This is a genomic window from Polaribacter sp. 20A6 (assembly GCF_011378915.1).
In the GTDB taxonomy this organism is placed as follows: Bacteria; Bacteroidota; Bacteroidia; order Flavobacteriales; family Flavobacteriaceae; genus Polaribacter; species Polaribacter sejongensis.
Window position 1 is genome coordinate 207,893 of record NZ_WTPZ01000003.1, and the last position, 21,238, is coordinate 229,130.

A 21,238-nucleotide genomic window follows, 5' to 3' on the forward strand; every position below is an offset into this window, starting at 1 on the left:
AGCATTGCAATTTAGTGAATTATTAAAATAATATACATTTTTTTGGTTTATTATTGATTTTTAAGGATTTTAGGGTTAATTCCATTTACGTACTCTTCAACAACGTTTAGGTCTTTTGCGTAAGAAAAACCTTCAAATCCTTTGATGTTTTCTAAACCAATTGTTGTGTTATAATATTTTAAATAGAGTGCTGAGAGTGGTAAATAAGTCCAATGCCATTTTTCTTCACTATAACCTGTTCTTCCATTTTCTTTGGAAGTGTACACTTGATAAAAACCAAATGTATGTGCATTTTGTAACAACCAATTGTATTCTTTTAGTCCTTTTCCTTGTGTAAAATAAGAATTAGTAAGACTATTAATGTCCATATCTGTTCCCCAATGATGACGAGAAGTAGAAGGCATAGAACTAAATTCTAAAATCTTTTTAGCCCTTTCAACAGACGGTAGGTTTTTATATTTATCATTCCATTTGTAATCCCAAATACGTTTTTGATGATCAAAATTTCTGGTTCCAGATAGTATTGTAAATGAAATATCTTCTTTTAAAGCTGCTGCATTCATTTCTAAAAAGGCTTCTAAAACCTCTTTTCTTAAGTATATTTTTTTTGATGAATTTTCTTTAGGAACAACTGTAAAATCTGAGTTTTCTGTATAATCAAATTTCCCTAAAACATAATTTGTGTTTAGATATTTTGGAAATGACAAAGTGGAATCTTTTTCCTTAGAAACTTCAGTAGTTTGTATTGCAATTTTCTTTGGTGCTGGCTTGCAACCATTAAAACATCCGAAGAAAAAAAGAATTACAATTAGTTTTAAAAGTATTTTATAAATGCCCAAAATTTTCGATTTTTTATGTAGTTAAAATTATTTTCATTTTGATATGCTTCACGTTCGAAACTTAAGTTTTTATAAGCTAGATATCCGTTTTTATGTCTTAAAAATTTTAAAATCCACTCTAAACTATAAAAAATGTAGAAGAATATCAGTAGTAATTCAGCTTGCTGTTTTAAATGTATTTTTTCATGGTTTATTAAAACTTGATCATCTTTTAAATCTTTCTTTTTTAGGAGAATAAAAGGAAATAAGGTGATGCCTACAAAACCTTTCGGAATTAAATATTTAGTAATTAAAATCATTTCTTAAAATTAAACAATATTCATTACAAAATAAATATATTTGGGTAAACTTCTTCACAAAATATGATGAAGTAAGGAGTTTTTTAAATCTGATTTTACAATTATCAATCAAACATAGAAGCAGATTTTTTTTTACAATGAATGTATTTCTATTTGTTATAAGATTCATTTTGGTTGTTAATAAGAGTTTTACGATTCTTTTGGCATGTTTATTGCTGATTGTAAGTAATGTACAAGCATTTAGAAATTGCATTTTTTTGAAAGGAAACAATGTGGTTTTAAGAAGATGTAAGACAAAAAATAAGGTAGTCTTGTAAGTTATTTAAAAGATAGTGAGTGTGTGAAAATACTTATTTGTCATGCTTTTAATAGTGCTTTAATCGAATTAATAATATAAAACAAATCTCATGAAAAAAACATTTTTACTTTTGTTTAGTACTGTACTTTTAGCATCTTGTAGTGCTATAAAGGTTACAACCGATTATGATAATAAAGTAGATTTTACTCAATATAAAACGTTTGCTTTTTACAAACCAGGAATAGATAAAGCAGAAATTTCTGATTTAGATAAAAAAAGAATTTTACGTGCTATTGAGTCAGAATTATCAGCACAAGGATTTACAAAATCTGAAAATCCAGATATGTTGGTGAGTATTTTTACAAAATCTAGAGAAAAAGTAGATGTAAATCAAAATAACAATTTTGGCTATGGTTACGGTTGGGGATGGAGTCCTTGGATGATGGGAGGTAGAAATAACATAAGTGTTTCTCAATATACAGAAGGTACATTGTTTGTAGATTTTATTGATAAACAGAAAAAAGAATTGATTTGGCAAGGAATTGGAACTGGAGCTTTAAAGCTTCAAAATAGAGAGAAAAAAGAAGCTAGAATTAAAGAGTTTGTAAAAGAGATTATCTCTAGATTTCCTCCAGGAAAAGATAAATAAAAATTAAAAAGCGTTCTTAGGAGCGCTTTTTTTATGGATTATAAACTATTTTTGCAAAGTGTATAATAAAAGAGTAGCATTAGAGGAAGGTGATTTTTATGTAAACGAACAAGGTTATAAGGTGTTTACAGAAAAATTTCATCTAAAAAGAGGTCATTGCTGTAAAAGCGGTTGTAAACATTGTCCTTATGGGTACGATAAGAAAACAGATAGTTTTAAATAAGAAAGTGACTTTTAAGTAGAAAGAGTTTCTAAATAGTAGATAAAATATAATAAAAATGATGAAAAAAATTTTAATTTTAGTTGTTGCCCTTCAGTTTGCAGGGTGTGCAGAGTTACAAAATGTAGTGAATCAGGTAAGTCAAAATACAGGTTTAAGTGAAGAGCAAATAGGTAACGGGCTGCGTGCAGCTTTAGACAACGGAATAAAAAATCAAGTTTCTAAATTAACTGCAACAGACGGGTTTTATAAAAATGATTTGGTAAAAATTATGTTGCCTGCAGAATTACAAGCTGTAGATAATGGTTTGCGTAAAATTGGTTTAGGTAACTTGGCAGATGAAGGTATTAAAGCCTTAAACAGAGCTGCAGAAGATGCTGTTAAAACAGCGACTCCAATTTTTGTAGATGCAGTAAAAGATATGACGTTTGCAGATGCAAAGAATATTCTTTTAGGTGACCAAAATGCGGCAACTTCTTACCTGCAAGTAAAAACTACTGATAATTTAACTACTAGTTTTAGTCCAGTAATTGAAAATTCTTTTTCTAAAGTAGGAGCAGATAAAATTTGGAGTAATTTAATTGGTAGATATAATTCTATTCCTTTTGTGAATAAGGTGGATCCAGATTTAACTAAATATGTAACAAACCAAGCTTTAAAAGGAGTGTTTACAATGATTGAAGTTGAAGAAAAAGGAATTAGAGAAAAAGCAAGCTTACGTACTTCTGCTTTATTAAAGCAAGTGTTTGCGCTACAAGATAATAAATAGATAAAATAAATATTAAAGGCTTTGTATAAAATTACAAAGCCTTTATTTAGGTGATCTAGATTAAAATAAATTTGGAAAATTATCTTTTAGAACGTTATTAAGCATCTCAATTGTTAACGGTTTTGGTTTAAATTCGCTTATTTCTCCTATTTCTTTAGCCTTTTCTCTATCAATAGGGTCTAAAGAAGTGGTCAACATTATAACAACCATTTCTGCTTGCTGGTTCTTTTCTAGCTTCTTGTAATGTTCTAAAAATTCCCAACCATTCATTCCGGGCATATTAATATCTAAAAAAATAATATCAGGATGAGGATGTTTTTCGCTTTCTATAGATAATAAATAATCTAATGCAAGCTGGCCACTTTGTTTACAAACAATGTTTTCAGTACAGTTTGCTTTTTCGATAACAAATTTATGAATGTAGTTTGTTGCTTCGTCATCATCAATTAATAAGATGCATTTTAATTTTTTCTTCATTTTTTTTCTTTTTCGTTTAATATCGTGAAATAAAATTTACTTCCATTATTTAGAGATGATTCTACCCAAATTTCTCCACCGTGTAGATTAACAATTTTTTGGCAATGTGCAAGACCAATCCCTGTTCCTTCATATTCGTTTTTTAAATGTAAACGCTGAAAAATAGCAAAAATCTTTTTTTGATATTCTTTAGCAATACCAATACCATTATCTTCAACAGAGAATTCTATAAAATTTTCTTTTTTTATTGCATTAATTTTAATGATACAATCTGTATCTTTTTTTCTGAATTTTATAGCATTCGTTATTAAATTTTGCAACAACAATCTAACTCCTGTTTTATACCCGCTAATTTTTGGTAATTTTTTAAACTCTATTTTAGTATTGGTTTGTTTTATGGTAGTGTTTAAATCTTCTATAATATCTTTTATTACTATGTTACAATCAATTAGTATCAATTCTTCTTCATAACCTAATCTAGAATAATCTAATAAAGCTTTTATTAATGAACTCATCCTACCAGTTGCTTGTCTTATAAACCTAAAACTAATTTTGGCCTGCTCATCTAATTTTTCATTGTATTCTGTATATAGAATATTACAAAAACTGGTAATAGTTCTTAATGGTTCTTGTAAATCGTGCGAGGCTATATAAGCAAATTGTTCTAACTCTTTATTCTTTGTTTCTAATTGTTTAACATATTTAGATGCTAATAACTCTTCGTTTTCTTTTCTTTCGGTAATGTCTTGTTTGATAGCCATATATTCAAAGTTATTGCCCAGCTTGTCTTTTAAGGGAATAACGGCAGTTTCTGTCCAATATAATTTGCCATCTTTTGTCTTGTTTTTTATTTCACCAATCCAAGTATTATTAGAATCATTAATTTCCGATATTTTTTCTATAAAATCTTTAGAATGGTGATTAGAACTAGTTATTTCATAGGTGTTTCCAATGATTTCTTCTCTACTCCATTTAGAAATTTCACAAAATTTATTATTAACATATTTAATGATTCCTTTATTGTCAGATATAGATACAATTGCAATTCTATCTAAAGCTTCTTTAAATTGCATTAATTCTTGATTTCTAAGAATTATATTATTTTCTAATTTCTTTCTTTCTGTATCAGACTTGTTTAGCCCTATAGATATAATTGATGTGTAAGTTACGCTTATTGAGATTAGTATTACAGTATATAAAACAATACCAAAATTGATTTCAATAGCATTTTTATTTAAAAGACTTAAAAGAAAATAACTTAATAAAAATGGAATTAAAATAACAAAAGGTAATAGTTTTCGTAGTAAATTACTCCCAGATTGTTTTCCTATAAGAACCCTTGTGAAGCCCAAATTAGGTGTTTTTGAGGCAAGTAAACTAGATATTAATAAAAACAAGATTGAAGTGTGAATAGCCATTGTTTTGTAAAAATCAGTTTTATATTCTGCGGGAATGTCTAGAATAAAAGTGACTGTACTAATAAATGCAATAATTATTATAAAATAAACAATGTTCTGACTACCTTTTTTTGTTTTATCAGACCTTAACCCTAATAGACTTAAACTAAATAAAAAGAAACACAAAGCTGTTGCAGTGGACATTCTTCCAGGGTTCTTAGAGGAGTAAATATCTTCTACAAAAAGATTATCAATAAATAAATTGATGTCAAATAGATTTTCAATTAATGTTAAGAAGCTAATTATTAGTACTAAAAGCGTAAAAAATAATAAAATAAGCGGGTGTTTTTTCTTTTTACTTTTAATAACACAAAAACTTGATAGAAAAAATAACAATGCCGAGTTAAATTTCATAGTAGCACTTCCAGGGATAATGCTTAAAATTTTCGGATAATTTAAAAACCATCCTAACATTACTAAGGTACTTAGAAGTAAAATGAAAGCAATAATTAATTGTTCTGCAATTTTAGGAGTTTTTTTGAGCTTTATCATATAGCAATGTAATTATTTTATTTATAAATACATTGCTTCTTTAAAAAAGGTTAAATTAATAATTATAAGTATTCTTAAATAACATAAATAAATGATTATAAGAAATAAGATAGTTTTAATTGATGTTAAAAATAAAACTAAAAAAGTGTTAAAACGGTTTTTTTAGGTGATTTCGTCTGTTTTTTTGTGAAACAAAATGAGGGTAATTTTTTTGTGTAATTTTTATAAAATTGAACTTTACAAAAAGTTTTGTCTTATAAGTTACTGTTCTTTAGGTTTTTAGTTGTGGGTGTTAACGTAGTTAGTCTTTTTTTGATGTTTTAAGAAGAAATTAACAAAATGAAAAAAAAACATGTTAATTTGATTGTTACTTTAATTAAGGAAAATGAAGTTGAAAGTTTTGATATAAATAACATCTAATTAGTTAATTTATTAAATAATTAACTTTAAAATTGTTGTTTGTGTTCTTTTTGTGTAGAAATATTGTCATATATATTAACTTATTGTTAAATAAAAAACACTATAGTTTATTAAAGAATGTTCAGTGGTTTGTTGAAAATGATAAATATTATTCAATAAAATTAATGTTTGTTATTTAAAAAATAAATAAATGTTAATCTTTATTTTTTATATTAAGAAAATTTTAAGATTTTTGGAACATAATTAATTCAAATAGATATTACAATGAAAAAATTTTTAAAGGTATCCCTCATACTATTTTTGGGGTTGATTGTGCAAGTTACTTTTGCTCAAAAGAAAACTATTTCTGGGACAGTCTCAGATGAGTCAGGGAGCTTACCTGGTGTAAGTGTTTTAGTAAAAGGTACTAATACAGGAGTAGAAACAGATTTTGATGGAAACTACAAAATTGCTAGTAAAAGAGGTGACGTATTAGTGTTTAGTTACTTAGGGTATAAGTCCACACAAAAGAAAGTTGGTGCTTCTGCTGTTATTAATGTAGTTTTACAAGAAGATAGTAGTGTTTTAGAAGAGGTTATTGTTGTAGCATATGGTACAACAACTAAAGAAGCTTTTACAGGTTCTGCAAATGTTGTTGGTGCAAAAGATTTAGCACTTAGATCTGTAACGTCTCCAATTGGAGCTATTGAAGGTAAGGCGACTGGTGTGCAGTTTGTTGCAGCATCAGGTCAACCAGGTTCTTCTCCATCAATTGTAATTCGTGGTGTTGGTACCCTTAATGGTAGTTCAACTCCGTTATACATTGTAGATGGAATACAGTTTGATGGTTCTCTAAGTTCTATCAATCAAGATGATATTGCTTCTATGACAGTTTTAAAAGATGCGGCTTCAACGTCATTATATGGTTCTAGAGCAGCAAATGGTGTAGTTATTGTTACAACTAAAAAAGGAAGAAATAATAAAACAACTGTTAGTGCATCAACACAATACAGTGTTATTACAAGATCTGTACCTAATTATGATAGAGTAGGAGCTGGTTCTTATTATGAATTAATGTGGGAAGGTTACAAGAACACAATTAGTGGTGCAAATCCAGAAATTGAAGCTTCTGCAAAAATATTTAATCAATTAGGTTATAACCCATTTAATGTAGCAAATGATCAAATTGTTGGTACTGACGGTAAATTAAATCCTAATGCAGAACTTAAGTATGAGTCTTTAGATTGGTTCGATTATTTAGAAAGAACTGGTAGTAGAAAAAATCACTCTGTAAATGTTGCTTCTGGTGGCGAAAATCATTCTATATTTTATTCTGCATCTTATTTAAAAGAAGAAGGATATGTTATTGAAAGTGATTATGAAAGAGTAACTAATAGATTAAATGCAGATTTTACTCTAACCGATAATATTTCTGCCGGTGGTAGTGTTTATATTACAGCTACAGATTCTCATGGACCAACTAGTGGGGGAGGGTCTTCTACAGCAAATCCTTTTAGTTGGGCTAATAACTTAGGTCCTATTTACCCTGTTTACCTAGTAGATAATAGTGGTAAAATTGTAAATGATGCTTCAGGTAACCCTTTATACGATTTAGGAGAAGGATATCCGGATAGTAATATTCAAACAAGACCTTACAATCCAGGAAGACATGGTATTGCTGAGTTAATTTTAAATGAAGATCAAGATAAGTTAAACTTATATGGATTTAGAAATTATCTTGAAGTTAAGCTTGCAGAAGGATTAAAAGCTAAAGTAACTTATGGTAGAGATATTCAAGATAATATTACTAAAGGTTATGAAAACGAAACAGTAGGTGATGGAGCACCATCAGGTAGATATAGTGAAGATAGATATAGAAGAGTTGTAGAGAATTTTAATCAAATTTTAACTTATAATACTTCTCTAAAAGATGTTCATAATATAGATGTTACTTTAGGTCATGAAAGTTTTGATAGAAACTTTTCTACATTAGGAGGTATTGCTAATACTCAAACTGCTACAGGTATTTATGAATTTGATAATTTTGCTGCAGGTGATAATGTAAATGGAAATAGTACAGATCACAGAATAGAAGGTTATTTTGCTAGATTAAACTATAATTTTGATAGTAAATATTACTTAAGTGCTTCTGTAAGAAGAGATGGTACTTCTAGATTTGCTAAAGATGCACGTTGGGGAACTTTTTATTCAGTAGGTGGTTCTTGGAGAATTGATCAAGAAAAATTTATGGATAACGTTTCTTTTATAGATCAATTAAAATTAAGAGCATCTTACGGTGAAATTGGTAATGAAAGAGTTGGTTCTTATTACGCTTCTCAAGCATTATATGAGATTATTCCAAACGCAGGTGCACCTGGTATTATTTGGAGTAATACAGGAAATGTAGATTTAGAGTGGGAAAACCAAGTTAGTTGGGATGTTGCTTTAGAATTTAGTATGTTTAATAATGTATTAGATGGTTCTGTAGAATTTTACAAAAAATCTTCTCAAGATTTATTATATGAATTAGGTATTCCTCTTTCAGAAGGATTAGATGTATTCCCTACAAACTTAGGAGATCTTTACAACCAAGGTATAGAGGTTAGTTTAACAGGTCACTTATTAAGAACAAAAGATTTTAATTGGGATTTAAGTGTTCAGGCTAGTACTTTTAAAAATGAAATTACAAAAATTGATAGTCCTGCAGATAACGGTACTAAACGTTGGGAAGAAGGAAGATCTATTTATGATTACTACATCTATCATTATGCAGGAGTTGATTCAGCAAATGGGGATGCTTTATACTACATGTTTGAAGATACAGATGGGGGTGGAAGAACAGCTGTTTTAAATGCAGATGGAACACAAGCAACTACTAACGATTATCAAGAAGCTGGAGAAGCATTTACAGATAGTAGTAGTATTCCAGATTTATTAGGATCTGTTTCTAACTCATTTAGATATAAACAATTTTCTTTAGATTTCTTATTTACTTTTGGTATTGGAGGAGATATTTTAGATAGTGGATATTCTTCATTAATGCACCCAGGTACTTTTGGTAGAGCTTTACATGTAGATGCAGAAAATGCTTGGAGAGCTCCAGGAGATATTACAGACGTACCTCGTTTAGAAAACGGAAACCCAAACCAAACAATTGCTGGTTCTACTCGTTTCTTAACAGATGCATCTTACATTTCTTTAAAAAACGTAAACTTAGGATATAGTTTTGATAACGATGTTGCAGAAAAATTAGGTTTAAGTAATTTACGTATTTCTCTTTCTGGTGAAAATATTTTTATTAGCACAGAAAGAACAGGTTTAAATCCTCAATATAGTTTATCTGGTACATCAAGCGGATATGATTATAGCCCTTCTAGAACAGTAACTTTAGGGTTGAATTTAACTTTCTAGAAATTATTAAATTATAAATTATAAATAAAATATTATATTATGTTACGAAAAATTAATCTATTAATTTTAGGATTATTAGTAGTATTTGTTACCAGTTGTGAAGAAGAATTTCTAGAAACAACACCAACAGATTCTATTGCAGAAGCAGATGCTTTTGCAAGTGTAGACAATATGTTTTTGGTATTAAATGGATTGCATAGGGTAATGTATGCTCAAAATCCTATATCAGGAGGAACTTCAAGTAGAAGTGGGCAGAGTTTTTATATGCCAGCATTAGATGCAATGGGTGCTCAAATGATTCACTCATCACCAGGAAATGGATGGATGACAAATGAATTAAGATGGTTAACACATACAAATGCAAATTTTACAACAGTAAGTAATTTTTGGTATATGCGTTACCATATTATAGCATCATCTAACAACTTAATTAATTTAATTGAAGCAAATGGTTTTCCAGAAGCAGATGAAGATGTAAGAAATATTCTTGGTCAAGCTTATGCGTATAGAGCTTGGGCGTATCATCAATTAATTTCAACATTTGCAAAAGGGTACTTAATTGGTGATCCTGCGACAGATGCAGGTGTTCCTTTATTGTTAATTACAGGAACTCCTTATACAAGTGCTCCTAGATCTACAGTTCAAGTTGTTTACGATCAAATAAATTCAGATATAGCAAATTCTATTAGTTTCTTTGAAGGTGCTTCTAGTCCAGCTGATAAATCTCATTTATCTATAAATGCAGCGCAAGGTTTAAAAGCAAGAATAGATTTAACGCAAGGTAAATGGCAAGATGCATCAGATGCGGCAATAGCTGCACGTGAAGGTTTTCCTTTGTTAGATGAAGATGCTTGGTTATCTGGTTTTAATACAGTAGATCTTTCTGAAGTAATTTGGGGAGGTACTGTTATTGAGTCAGAAACAAACTTTTATCAATCTCTCTTCTACTTTATTAGTCCAACTTTTAATGGAAGTCAAAATAGATCAAACCCTAAGTTAATGAATAAAGAAGTTTATGATGCAATTCCATCTACAGACTTTAGAATTAATATGGCATTAGCTTGGGCTCCAAATACAAATTCTTCTGCATCTAACGGAGAAGGTGGTAGTTTTGAGACTGATCCTAATTATGATACCGAAGAAGAATTTTTTGCTGCTAAAGATTCAATTATAAACAAATATGGAATGACTTCTGCGCATAACACACACCCATATATGGCGGTTAAGTTTTTGCAGGAAAATCCAGGATCTATTGATCCAGATGATGTTCTTTATATGCGTTCTTCAGAAATGTATTTAATAGAAGCAGAGGCTAAAACAATGTTATCTGATGTTTCAGGTGCTCAAACAGCTCTTCAAGCTTTTGGTTCAGCAAGAGATACTGATTATGATTCTTCTGTATTTACTTCTGTAGATGCTTTAATGGATCATATTAAATGGCAAAGAAGAGTAGAACTTTACGGAGAAGGGTTTAGTTTCCATGATCACATTCGTTGGGATGAAGGAATTGATTTAACGAACTCTGGAGCTGATGATAATTTATATAGAGATGGTTTCATTCAAGAAAAACCTTCTTTAAATGATGATTGGATTTGGAAAATTCCACAAGCAGAAATTGATGCAAATCCAAATTTAACGGAAGCAGATCAAAATTAACAAGTTATTTTTAACTTAATTAAATATTAAAACCACCTTTTTAAGGTGGTTTTTTTATGATTAAAGCTTAATAATAATTTATTTTTTTTTCTAAAAGGCTATTTTTAATGAAGTGTTTTAAAGTACTCGAACGCTTTTATTAACCGACTTCCGTACCAAGAAAACATTTCTCCATCTACTAAAACAGCCTTGGCATTTTTAGTGTAGTTTTCTACTTCTGCTAAATGTTCTTTTTTAAATGGATAGGGTTCTGATGATAAGAATATAAAATCTAGTTCGGACTGTAGTTTCATTTCATCCAAATCGATTTCAGGGTAGCGCTCTTTGTACTGATAGATGTTATCAAATTTACTTAGGTCTAATAAATAATTGATGAACGTATTACTTCCAACAGCCATCCAAGGAGTTTTCCATATAAAATAAACAACTTTTTTAGGTTCCTTATTTTTGATGAATTCATTAAAAATTGCTAATTCAGAATTGATTTTTAGAATAATTTCTGAGGCTTTATTTTCTACGGAAAACAACATTCCGTATTGCTTTATCAGTTCTAAATTATCATCAATAGTAAAAATATCCGAAACATGCGTTGGTGCAATTTTTTCACAGTTCTCTACAACTTCTTTAGTATTCTCTTCTTTATTACAAAGAATGATATCAGGCTGTAAAGCCCTTATTTTATCAATATGAATACTTTTTGTACCACCAACAATCGTTTTAGTTTCTTTTAAATGATTGGGATGAATACAAAACTTAGTAACACCAATAATTGAAGTTTCTAAACCTAAGTCTACTAATAATTCTGTTAAACTAGGGACAAGACAAATAATACGTTTCGGTGTTTTATCAAACGTTAAAATTCGCCTTATTTGATCTTGAAATTCCATGAACTTATTGTGCTAAAATAGTCGCCATTTCTTGTTGTAATTCTTCGGCTTTTATAGCTGCATTTTGTGCAAAATTTTCATCTTTAGAAGCGTAAATAATTCCTCTAGAAGAATTGATTAGTAAACCAATATTTTCTGATAAACCATATTTACAAACATCTTGCAAGTTTCCGCCTTGTGCACCAACACCAGGAACTAAAAGAAAAGAATTAGGGACAATTTTTCTGATTTCTGTAAAATATTCTGCTTTTGTAGCACCAACAACATACATTAAATTTTCAGAATTTTTCCATCCTTTAGAAGTTTCTAAAACCTCTTTATATAGTTCTCTTCCGTTCACTTCTTTTGTTTGAAAATCAAAAGCACCTTCATTAGACGTTAAGGCCAACATAATAGTATGCTTGTTTTTAAAGGCTAAAAACGGCTCTACAGAATCTTTTCCCATATAAGGAGCAACAGTAACAGAGTCGAACGCTAAATCTTCTAGAAAAGCTTTTGCATACATGGTTGAGGTATTACCAATATCGCCACGTTTTGCATCTGCAATGGTGTAAATTTCAGGGTAGTTTTTATTAAGGTACTGAATTGTTTTTTCTAAAGATTGCCAACCTTTTATTCCGTATGCTTCGTAAAAAGCGGTATTTGGTTTATAGGCAACACACAAATGATGCGTAGCATCGATAATTGCTTTGTTAAATGCAAAAATAGGATCTTCTTCTTTTAAAAGATGTTGTGGAATTTTATTCAAATCCACATCCAATCCGATGCATAAAAATGATTTTTTCTTCTTAATCTGGGCAATAAGTTCTTGTGTTGTCATTTGTTTTCTATAAGTTTTGCAAAAATAGGTATTTTTGTTTTTAAACAAAGCGTCTAATTGTAAGTATTGAGATCTTTAGGTGACAAAAAACAAAAAATAAGTAATGTTCAAAAAAATAATAGTCTTAGTTCTCGTATCTATTTTAGCGAGTTGTAGTTTAGAAACTCCAACCGAATTTACAGAAAAAGCGCTTCAAGAAAAAGTGTACGATTTAAACGACGAAGTAAGTACGTTTAAAGAAGTAATTGATCAACATAAAGGAAAAAAGATTTTAATTGATGTTTGGGCTTCTTGGTGTAGAGATTGTTTAGTCGGAATGCCGAAAGTAAAAGAATTGCAAACAGCGTTTCCAGAAGTGGTGTATTTATTTTTATCTGTTGATGAAAAGAAGGACTCGTGGAAAAGAGGTGTAAAGCGTTATGATGTAATTGGAGAACATTACAATTTACCACAAGGAATGAAGACAGGAGATTTGGTTGATTTTTTAAATCTTAGTTGGATTCCGAGATATGTTGTGGTTGATGAAAACAGTCAAATAACATTATTTAATGAAATAGATGCTTCCGATAAAGATATAATTGAAGCTTTAAAAGAGTAAGTATTTTTGATTGAATTTTATCCTTTTCGTTTTCTATAAGAATAGATGTTTATTAGCCCTTTTTCTATCAGCGATAGCGGTTTAAAGTCTTTTTAACACATTAAAAAAAAACTATATAAAACGTTATAGTAACTATTTGCTTTTCTAAGTGTTTTTTGTCTTTCCATTTCTTAAATTTACATCCAAATTAATAGAAACATTAACAAGGGCCTTTTAGGTTATAAAATAATAATTATGAGAACAAAAATAGTAGCAGGTAACTGGAAAATGAACAATGATAAGAAAGAGAGTAAAAAACTTATCAAAGATTTAAAAAAAGCAATTAAAAAAGAGAAATTAAAAAATACTCGTGTTATTGTTGCTCCTACTTTTGTAAACTTATCGGCTTCTTTAAAAGTAGCATACGGTTCTGCAATTGAAGTAGTTGCTCAGAATATGCACCAAGCTAAAAATGGTGCTTATACAGGAGAAATTTCTGCAGATATGTTAAAAGCAATCGGAATTAAAACGGTTATTTTAGGACACTCAGAAAGAAGAACTTATTTTAATGAAACAGATGCGTCATTAGCAGCAAAAGTAGATGCTATTTTAGAAAATGATTTAGAAACTATTTTTTGTTTTGGAGAATTGTTAGAAGACAGAAAATCTGAAAACCATTTTGCAGTAGTAGAAAGCCAAATTTCTAATGCATTATTCCATTTAGGAGCAGATGCTTGGAAAAGCATTATTTTAGCTTATGAACCAGTTTGGGCAATTGGTACAGGAGAAACTGCAAGTGCAGAACAAGCGCAAGAAATGCATGCTTTTATTAGAAGTATTGTAGCTAAAAAATACAATCAAGAAGTTGCAGATGCTGTTTCTATCTTATACGGAGGAAGTGTAAAACCTGCAAATGCAGAAGAAATTTTCTCTAAACCAGATGTAGATGGTGGATTAATTGGTGGAGCTGCTTTAAATGTAGATGATTTTACAGGAATTATTAAAGCTATTTAAGCATCGTACTTAAAGATATTTACAATAAATTTGCATCGAGATTTTAAAATCTCGATGCATTTTTTTTACAAGACATTTATGGACAATATTTATATAGAATACAATTTTACAGTTACACCAAAAGAACCAGCAACAGAAATTTTAATTGCAGAATTAGGAGAGGTTGGTTTTGAGAGTTTTGTTGAAAATGAAAACGGAGTAATAGCTTACATTCAAAAAGACGATTGGAGCGCTACTGTTTTAGATGATATTTTTGTTTTAAATTCTGAAGAGTTTTCTATAGAATATGACCAAAAGGAGATTGAGCAAACTAACTGGAATGCAGAATGGGAAAAGAATTTTTCACCTATCCAAGTGGAAGATGTGGTAAGTATTAGAGCACCATTTCATGAAAACCCTAATTTAAAATATGATATTGTAATTGAGCCAAAAATGAGTTTTGGTACTGGGCATCATGAAACGACTCACATGATGGTACAGCATTTATTGCAATTAGATTTAGAAGGTAAAAAAACGTTAGATATGGGATGTGGAACCGGAATTTTAGCAATTTTTGCTGAAATGAAAGGAGCAAATCCTATTGATGCTATCGATATTGATAATTGGTGTTATGAAAATTCTGTAGAAAATGTTGAGAGAAATAATTGTAAAAATATTTCAGTTTTTGAAGGAGAAGCAGCGCTTTTAGTTGATAAAAAATATGATGTTATTATTGCCAACATCAATAGAAATATTTTATTGATGGATATGCAAGCATACACCAATTGTTTAAACGATAACGGCGTGCTTTTATTAAGTGGCTTTTATAAAGATGATATACCTGTTATAGATGCGGAGGTTTCTAAATACAATTTAAAATTAGAAACTGTTATAGAAAGAAATAATTGGGTTGCATTAAAATACAATAAATTGTAATTTTGTAAAATGAGTACAAAAGAAAAAATACAAGAAGAGGTAGATGTCTTAGAACAAGAGGTTTTTCAGCATGAGATAGTATTGCATAATGATGATGTAAATACTTTTGATCATGTTATAGAATCTTTAGTTACTGTTTGTGAACATTCATTTGAGCAAGCAGAGCAGTGTGCTACTTTAGTGCATTATAAAGGAAAATGTACCGTTAAATCTGGAGAACTTAAAGATTTAGAACCAAGATGCTCTAAATTATTACAATTAGGTTTATCGGCAGAATTAGTATAATTGAAAATAAGTAGTTTATGGAAAATGTTTTTAAATATTACGAGTTTTCACCTTTCTTTTTAGATGCATCAGACAGTTTTTCTGGAAATGAAATTAGTTTCACAGAACTAAACGAAACTCATTTTTTAATTTTTGAAAAGAATAATGACACATATAATTTATATGTATCTAGATATCTACAAAAAAATGATATTGGAGTAAATGCCCCAGAAATATTAGAATTATTAGTAGAAAACTACGATAAGAGCATCCCTGCTCACCGAATAATGATTAAGCAATACCTTCACTAAAGTACCTTTCACCGAATAACTTTTTAGAAATACCTATTTTATTTTTTATTTGTAGTGACTTTTATAAACAATATGAGTCTTATAGATAAGAAGCAATATATATGGTTAAAAAATTTACTTTCTTATTAGTGATAATTTTTATGGTTCCTGCGTTAGGATATAGTCAAGCTGTTCCTATGCCTGCAGGTCCGCCACCTCCTCCGGGATTGCCTATAGATAATTTAATAGGTGTTTTGTTTTTAATAAGTTTAGGATTGATATACGGGTCTAGAAAGATCCTTAAAGATAGTAGTAGTTAGTTTTTATACTAAGTTTGGTTAGACGAAAAGGCCTTGGACATTTGTTCAAGGTCTTTTCTATTTATATCGTTTTAAGATTATTATTTAAATTAAGTCTAAATAAGAATAATAAAGTATATTTGCAGAAAATAACTAAAGCTAAATAATGATGCTTTTATAATTTACTCTTTTATTTTGGGATAGTAATAATGGTTAGATATGTATAATAATGTAAATAGGTGCTAAAAGTAGATGAATAATATTTTTAAAAAATTAAGAATTAACGCATAATTTTAAATAGAAGAAATAAGAAGAAATCATCACCCTTAAATGCTTTACGTATTTTCTTAAAAGCTGTATACATATGTGCTTCTACTGTTTTTATTGAAATGCCTAATAGATTTGCTATCTCTTTGTATTTAAGTCCATCAAATTTATTAAGTTTTAATATTTCTTTGCTCTTTTCTGGTAAAGATTCAATTATGATTTTTAATTTTAAAATGCGTTGCTCTATTATTTCATCATCATCATTAATTCTATCTCTTAAAGCACGTTCTTTAATTTCATCAAAAAAACTTTCTTTATGTATCTTTTTTCTATAAGTGTCTATATAACTGTTATGGGTAATTCTGTATAAATAACTTTTAATAGATTTTGTTGTGTTAATGTTCTTTCGATTAGTCCAAAGAGTTATAAACGTTTGTTGAACAATGTCTTCTGCCTCATGCAGATTACTTGTGTAGGACAATGCATAGTCAACAAGTTTTTTATAATAACGATCAAATAATGTTTTAAATGCTTTTTCATCACCTACCTTAATATTAGTAGCCAGTGTAAGATCGTCTAAATATAAATTCAAATTGTTTTGTTTGTTATTATTAAAAAAACAAACATAATTAAAATTTAACTAAGGGTATAGTGTTAAATCAACGTATTGTTAATATAAATTTAATAAAACAGCCTTTCTGTTGAAGAAAACAATAATAAAATACATCGCCAATACAATTACAGACCAAGAGTTAGAAACTCTTAGGTTGTGGCTGAAAAAGGAAAATAATCAAGAAACATTTGATCAATACATAAAAGCTTCTTATGATATAGATACTGTAATGAATAAACCAGATTTAGATACTGCTTATAAAAAAATAAGGCATTCTATTGATACTGAAAAGAAATCGAAATTTAGAATTCTACCTGTTTGGTCTCGATATGCAGCGGCTGCAGTTATTGTATTTATGTTTTCATACGTATATGTTTTTTATAATAAAGAGCAACCTGTAGAGGTTTTAAACTCTTTTGTAACTGTTGTAGAGTCTAGTGTTGATAAAGCAACTTTAACACTAGATGATGGCTCTAATATTGTTTTAGAAGAGGGGAAAGTTTTTAATAATAATACTGTAGCTAGTAATGGTGAAGAAATTATATATCAAAAAGAGCAAGAAACAATAATTAATCTTGATGATAAAGTGGAAGCAAATAAGACAGAGTCTAAAATTGCTTACAATTATTTAACAACTGCAAGAGGAGGAGAATTTCAAATTACGTTAGCAGATGGAACACATGTTTGGTTGAATTCTGAAACGAAATTAAAATATCCTACATCATTTAAAAAAGGAGAATCTAGGCAAATAGAATTGGTGTATGGTGAAGCTTATTTTGATGTTTCATCAAGTAAAAACCATCATGGAGCAACTTTTAAAGTTATTTCTAATTTGCAAGAAGTAGAAGTATTTGGAACAGAATTTAATATAAAGGCTTATAAAGATGAAGCAAGTGTATATACCACATTAGCTGAAGGTAAGGTAGCTGTTAGTAATTTTGCTTTTAAAGAGAATTTAAAAGTAGGGCAACAATCTGTTATTGGTAAATCAACAGGGAAAATTACTGTAAAAACGGTAAATATTTATAATGAAACAGCATGGAGGTTAGGCGCTTTTTCTTTTAAAAATAAAACTTTAAAAGAGATTATGAAAGTCTTATCTAGGTGGTATGATATTGATATTGTTTTTGAAAATAAGGAATTAGAAACCATTAAGTTTAATGGTGTCTTAAATAAAAAAATGACTCTTGAAGAAACTTTAAATTCTATTAAAAGGAGTTCTAATTTAAATTATCTCGTAAACGATACCAAAATAATATTAAAATAAAAAAAAGGGATAAAGTCAATACCGCTCAAAGTACATCGCTTTATCCCTAAAGAAATATTAATTAAATGCATAACTAATACTTTACAAATTTATGAAAATTAATTTTACTCAAGAGTGGCTCAAAAAGCTAACTCAAAATTTTATTATGAGGACAGCATTTTTATTATTTTGTTCTACAGTATTTAGTTTTACTCCAATTGATGTCGTCTCCCAAAATGCGGAAATTAAAATAAGTCAAGATAAAACCGTAACTGTAGATCAAATATTTGACATTATTCAAGCACAAACAGATTACACTTTTATTTATCGTTCAGATATGTTTAAAGATGTTTCTCCAATGCATTTAAAAGAAGGTATAATAAAAGCAAAAACCTTATTGATAAAAGCATTACCTAAAAGATTTTATAACATAGAATTGCTCAAAAACAATACCATTGTTATCGGGAAAAGAGATTTTTCTAAAAAAATAGAGGTTAGAGGTAAAATTGTAGATATTAATAACCAACCTCTTTCTGATGTTAATGTAATTGTTAGAGACTTAAATTTAGGAACTTTTACAAATAAAAACGGTACGTTTTTGATGACTTTACCTCATCAAAATTTTAAATTAAATGTAAGCCTTTTAGGGTATAAAACAGAAGAGGTTGATTTGTCCTCAGAATCAGATTTGTCTACTATTAGAATTACGCTTAAAGAAGATTTATTAGGTTTAGATGAAATTGTTGTTACTGCAAAAAAAACGGTAAGTAGAGAAGGTACGTCTACTTATAAAATAGGTAGTCAGGCAATGAAACAAGTTCAGGCAATGAACTTAGGCGATGTGTTAAGTTTAATTCCTGGTAATAAAATGGAGCAAACAAACTTAACGGCTACTAAACAAGCTAATTTACGAAGTGCAGTAAGTTCTGATGTAAACTCTTTTGGTACCGCTATTATTTTAGATGGTGCAGCAATTAGTACAGATGCAAATATGCAAACCAAAAACTCATCTACTTTAGATGGTGGAAAATCTGTAGTTGGTGGCGGTGTAGATTTAAGAAGTATAACCTTAGCAAATGTAGAATCTGTAGAAATTATTACTGGTATTGCATCTCCAAAATATGGTAATTTATCTTCTGGAGGAATTTTAGTAAAAAGTAAAGTAGGTAAATCTCCTTATATTGTTTCTGCCAATGTCTCATCTACAAATTATCAGGGATCTGTTGCAAAAGGATATGAATTAAATAAATTAGGCGTTTTAAATACAGATTTATCTTACGCGTATTCTTCTGGAGCACCAACAGAACGTAAATTATTTTATCAGAGTTTTAATTTAGGGTTACGTTGGAAATTACCAGTATTTAAAGATGTTAAATGGAATCATTTTACCTCTCTACGAATAGGGCATTCCGATGATGGAAACAACCATGAACCAGAAGAAGTTTTTAAAAATGAAGCAGATGTAAAAAGTACTTCTTATCAGGCAACGCTTTCAGGTGATTTTCATTCATCCCTTTTAGGGAAAATAAGTTATAATTTTAGTGGTAGTGTTGTTAATCAACATTCTTTTTATGATACTTATGTTATTAACGGACCTTTCCCAATTATAGAATCTATAGAAAGCGGAACTGATGCTACTACATATTCTCCGAATGCATTTAATCAAACTAGAGATATTAAAGGAAAGCCCATTAATTTAAATGGAAGAATTGAGGCTTCTCAAAATGCAAGTTTTAAGAGTTTAGACTTTAATTTTGAAACGGGTTTGCAGTATTCTTTTGATGATAATACAGGTAGTGGTAGAGTTGCAACTGGTAATATTGTTCATACACAAGATATTGCTGGGAGTAGATCTGCAACTTTTGAGAAAATTCCGGCTTCTAAAACTTTTTCGGCATATCATCAAACAATTATAAAACGATCTGGAGAGGCGTCTAATCAACAATTAAATTTAGGGCTTAGATATGATAACATGTTAGAACGTTATAACTTGCTATCTCCTCGCATGTCTTTTTCATCAAAACATAATAATTTTACGGCAAGAGGAGCTTGGGGAGTTTCGTATAAAGCTCCAGCAATGGTACAATTATATCCAGGAAGATCTTATATAGATTATATCAATTTTCAATATTATGCAGAGAATCCAGACGAGCGTTTAGCAATTGTAACAACCTATGTTTATCAGCCTACAAACGAGCATTTAAAACCTAATTATTCCGATTTAAAGGAAGTTGGTTTTGATTGGTCTCCTTCTTTTATGAATTTTAATTTCACCTATTTTAAAAAAGACATGCGTAGAGGTATTACAACAACAGACGAGTTGTTATTATTGCCGAAAGCTGTTTATGAAGTAGTAGATGCGCCGATAGGTGTGCAGCCAACGGTAGCGCCAACAGGAGAGGTAAACAATATACCAAGAACAGTAAGTGTAATGAACAACAATTATTACGTTGCTACCAATGGAGTAGAAGCCACAATAAGTCCAAAGAAAATAAAGGCAACCAATACGCAGTTTAATTTTAGGTATAGTTATTTAGAAAGTGTGGTAACAAATACAGGTTTTGATATTGATAAGTCTAGTTATGTTGTTGGCGACAATTCTGTAAGATATGGTGTTTATGAAAATAGTTTAACAAAAGCGATTAGGAGTTTTGGTACTTTAACTTTAGTGCAACATATACCTTCTTTAAGGTTTGTGTTAACACTTTCAGCGGAATTAAACTTTAAGGAAAGTTCTAAATACATAAGAACAAGTTTATATCCGTTTGCATATTATGATATAGATGGTGCTTATATAGAAATTCCTGAAGAAAACAGAATGGATACAGAATTTGATGACTTAAAAAGAGATCCAAGTTCATTTACTACAACAGCAACTCCCTTTTACAGCAATTTTAATTTACAAATACGTAAAGAAACTAAACAAGGGCATTCTTTTAGTTTTTACGCTAATAACGCACCATGGAACAACCCAACTTATGAGTTTTTAGGAAGTAGAAGAACATTGAATAATAAAATATCAGTAGGTTTTAATTTAACCTTATTAATTAAATAGTAATCCCAATAATTATAAATCAATA

20 protein-coding genes are annotated in these 21,238 nt (G+C 29.4%); 13 read left to right on the top strand and 7 right to left on the bottom strand.

Translation table 11 applies throughout. From position 1 onward, the window contains the following. Nucleotides 1–50: 50 nt before the first annotated feature. Nucleotides 51–839: a M15 family metallopeptidase gene (locus GQS57_RS08250; protein WP_165732318.1), complete on the bottom strand. Its 789-nt coding sequence runs from the start codon at nucleotides 837–839 to the stop codon at nucleotides 51–53. Beyond that, the gene (locus GQS57_RS08255; RefSeq protein ID WP_165732321.1) at nucleotides 815–1,138 is read right to left on the bottom strand and encodes a hypothetical protein; all 324 of its coding nucleotides are present in this window, start codon (nucleotides 1,136–1,138) and stop codon (nucleotides 815–817) included. The genes GQS57_RS08250 and GQS57_RS08255 overlap by 25 nt, the downstream gene beginning before the upstream one ends. Before the next feature lie 407 nt (nucleotides 1,139–1,545). On the opposite strand from GQS57_RS08255, the gene GQS57_RS08260 reads away from it, so the two are divergent. Genes GQS57_RS08260 through GQS57_RS08270 form a run of 3 tightly spaced genes read left to right on the top strand, consistent with a single transcriptional unit; the run spans nucleotide 1,546 to nucleotide 3,074 of the window. Continuing rightward, complete coding sequence (locus GQS57_RS08260) at nucleotides 1,546–2,085, top strand: DUF4136 domain-containing protein (RefSeq protein ID WP_165732323.1); 540 nt, start codon at nucleotides 1,546–1,548, stop codon at nucleotides 2,083–2,085. A gap of 58 nt (nucleotides 2,086–2,143) precedes the next feature. Beyond that, nucleotides 2,144–2,308, top strand: a complete 165-nt coding sequence (locus GQS57_RS08265; protein WP_165732325.1) for a DUF5522 domain-containing protein — start codon at nucleotides 2,144–2,146, stop codon at nucleotides 2,306–2,308. Nucleotides 2,309–2,363: 55 nt separating this feature from the next. Then, nucleotides 2,364–3,074 carry a DUF4197 domain-containing protein gene (locus tag GQS57_RS08270; protein WP_165732327.1) on the top strand — a complete coding sequence of 237 codons (711 nt, stop codon included), beginning with the start codon at nucleotides 2,364–2,366 and terminating at the stop codon, nucleotides 3,072–3,074. Between the two features lie 60 nt (nucleotides 3,075–3,134). Here GQS57_RS08270 and GQS57_RS08275 read toward each other — a convergent pair whose 3' ends face one another. After that, complete coding sequence (locus GQS57_RS08275; protein ID WP_165732329.1) at nucleotides 3,135–3,551, bottom strand: response regulator; 417 nt, start codon at nucleotides 3,549–3,551, stop codon at nucleotides 3,135–3,137. Next, entirely contained in the window at nucleotides 3,548–5,500 is a 1,953-nt protein-coding gene (locus tag GQS57_RS08280; RefSeq protein WP_165732331.1) for an ATP-binding protein, read from the bottom strand. The genes GQS57_RS08275 and GQS57_RS08280 overlap by 4 nt, the downstream gene beginning before the upstream one ends. 684 nt (nucleotides 5,501–6,184) lie before the next feature. Between GQS57_RS08280 and GQS57_RS08285 the strand changes: the two genes are divergently transcribed. Next, nucleotides 6,185–9,310, top strand: coding sequence for a TonB-dependent receptor (locus GQS57_RS08285; RefSeq protein WP_165732332.1), 3,126 nt, complete (start codon nucleotides 6,185–6,187; stop codon nucleotides 9,308–9,310). 39 nt (nucleotides 9,311–9,349) lie between these two features. Continuing rightward, nucleotides 9,350–10,966 carry a RagB/SusD family nutrient uptake outer membrane protein gene (locus GQS57_RS08290; protein WP_165732334.1) on the top strand — a complete coding sequence of 539 codons (1,617 nt, stop codon included), beginning with the start codon at nucleotides 9,350–9,352 and terminating at the stop codon, nucleotides 10,964–10,966. Between the two features lie 104 nt (nucleotides 10,967–11,070). Here the strand turns inward: GQS57_RS08290 and GQS57_RS08295 are convergent, their stop codons facing one another. Continuing rightward, nucleotides 11,071–11,853 (bottom strand): ABC transporter substrate-binding protein, encoded by a 783-nt coding sequence (locus GQS57_RS08295; RefSeq protein ID WP_165732336.1) that lies wholly within the window; start codon nucleotides 11,851–11,853, stop codon nucleotides 11,071–11,073. 4 nt (nucleotides 11,854–11,857) lie between these two features. Next, complete coding sequence (gene pyrF, locus GQS57_RS08300) at nucleotides 11,858–12,673, bottom strand: orotidine-5'-phosphate decarboxylase (protein ID WP_165732338.1); 816 nt, start codon at nucleotides 12,671–12,673, stop codon at nucleotides 11,858–11,860. Nucleotides 12,674–12,776: 103 nt separating this feature from the next. On the opposite strand from pyrF, the gene GQS57_RS08305 reads away from it, so the two are divergent. From GQS57_RS08305 to GQS57_RS08330, 6 genes are all read left to right on the top strand, one after another. Then, entirely contained in the window at nucleotides 12,777–13,271 is a 495-nt protein-coding gene (locus tag GQS57_RS08305) for a TlpA disulfide reductase family protein (protein WP_165732340.1), read from the top strand. A 234-nt stretch (nucleotides 13,272–13,505) separates the two neighbouring features. After that, the gene (gene tpiA / locus GQS57_RS08310; RefSeq protein WP_165732342.1) at nucleotides 13,506–14,264 is read left to right on the top strand and encodes a triose-phosphate isomerase; all 759 of its coding nucleotides are present in this window, start codon (nucleotides 13,506–13,508) and stop codon (nucleotides 14,262–14,264) included. A 78-nt stretch (nucleotides 14,265–14,342) separates the two neighbouring features. Further along, a complete protein-coding gene (prmA, locus tag GQS57_RS08315; RefSeq protein WP_165732344.1) occupies nucleotides 14,343–15,179 on the top strand; it encodes a 50S ribosomal protein L11 methyltransferase in 837 nt (278 codons plus the stop codon). Nucleotides 15,180–15,188: 9 nt separating this feature from the next. Next, the gene (locus GQS57_RS08320) at nucleotides 15,189–15,464 is read left to right on the top strand and encodes an ATP-dependent Clp protease adaptor ClpS (protein ID WP_165732346.1); all 276 of its coding nucleotides are present in this window, start codon (nucleotides 15,189–15,191) and stop codon (nucleotides 15,462–15,464) included. 17 nt (nucleotides 15,465–15,481) lie between these two features. Continuing rightward, complete coding sequence (locus tag GQS57_RS08325; RefSeq protein WP_165732348.1) at nucleotides 15,482–15,754, top strand: hypothetical protein; 273 nt, start codon at nucleotides 15,482–15,484, stop codon at nucleotides 15,752–15,754. Between the two features lie 101 nt (nucleotides 15,755–15,855). Continuing rightward, nucleotides 15,856–16,053, top strand: a complete 198-nt coding sequence (locus GQS57_RS08330) for a hypothetical protein (protein WP_165732350.1) — start codon at nucleotides 15,856–15,858, stop codon at nucleotides 16,051–16,053. Nucleotides 16,054–16,312: 259 nt separating this feature from the next. Here the strand turns inward: GQS57_RS08330 and GQS57_RS08335 are convergent, their stop codons facing one another. After that, nucleotides 16,313–16,891 carry an RNA polymerase sigma factor gene (locus GQS57_RS08335; RefSeq protein ID WP_165732352.1) on the bottom strand — a complete coding sequence of 193 codons (579 nt, stop codon included), beginning with the start codon at nucleotides 16,889–16,891 and terminating at the stop codon, nucleotides 16,313–16,315. 109 nt (nucleotides 16,892–17,000) lie between these two features. Here GQS57_RS08335 and GQS57_RS08340 point away from each other — a divergent pair, with 109 nt between their 5' ends. Beyond that, a complete protein-coding gene (locus GQS57_RS08340) occupies nucleotides 17,001–18,179 on the top strand; it encodes a FecR family protein (RefSeq protein WP_165732354.1) in 1,179 nt (392 codons plus the stop codon). 145 nt (nucleotides 18,180–18,324) lie between these two features. Further along, complete coding sequence (locus GQS57_RS08345; protein ID WP_165732356.1) at nucleotides 18,325–21,213, top strand: TonB-dependent receptor; 2,889 nt, start codon at nucleotides 18,325–18,327, stop codon at nucleotides 21,211–21,213. Nucleotides 21,214–21,238: the final 25 nt, after the last annotated feature.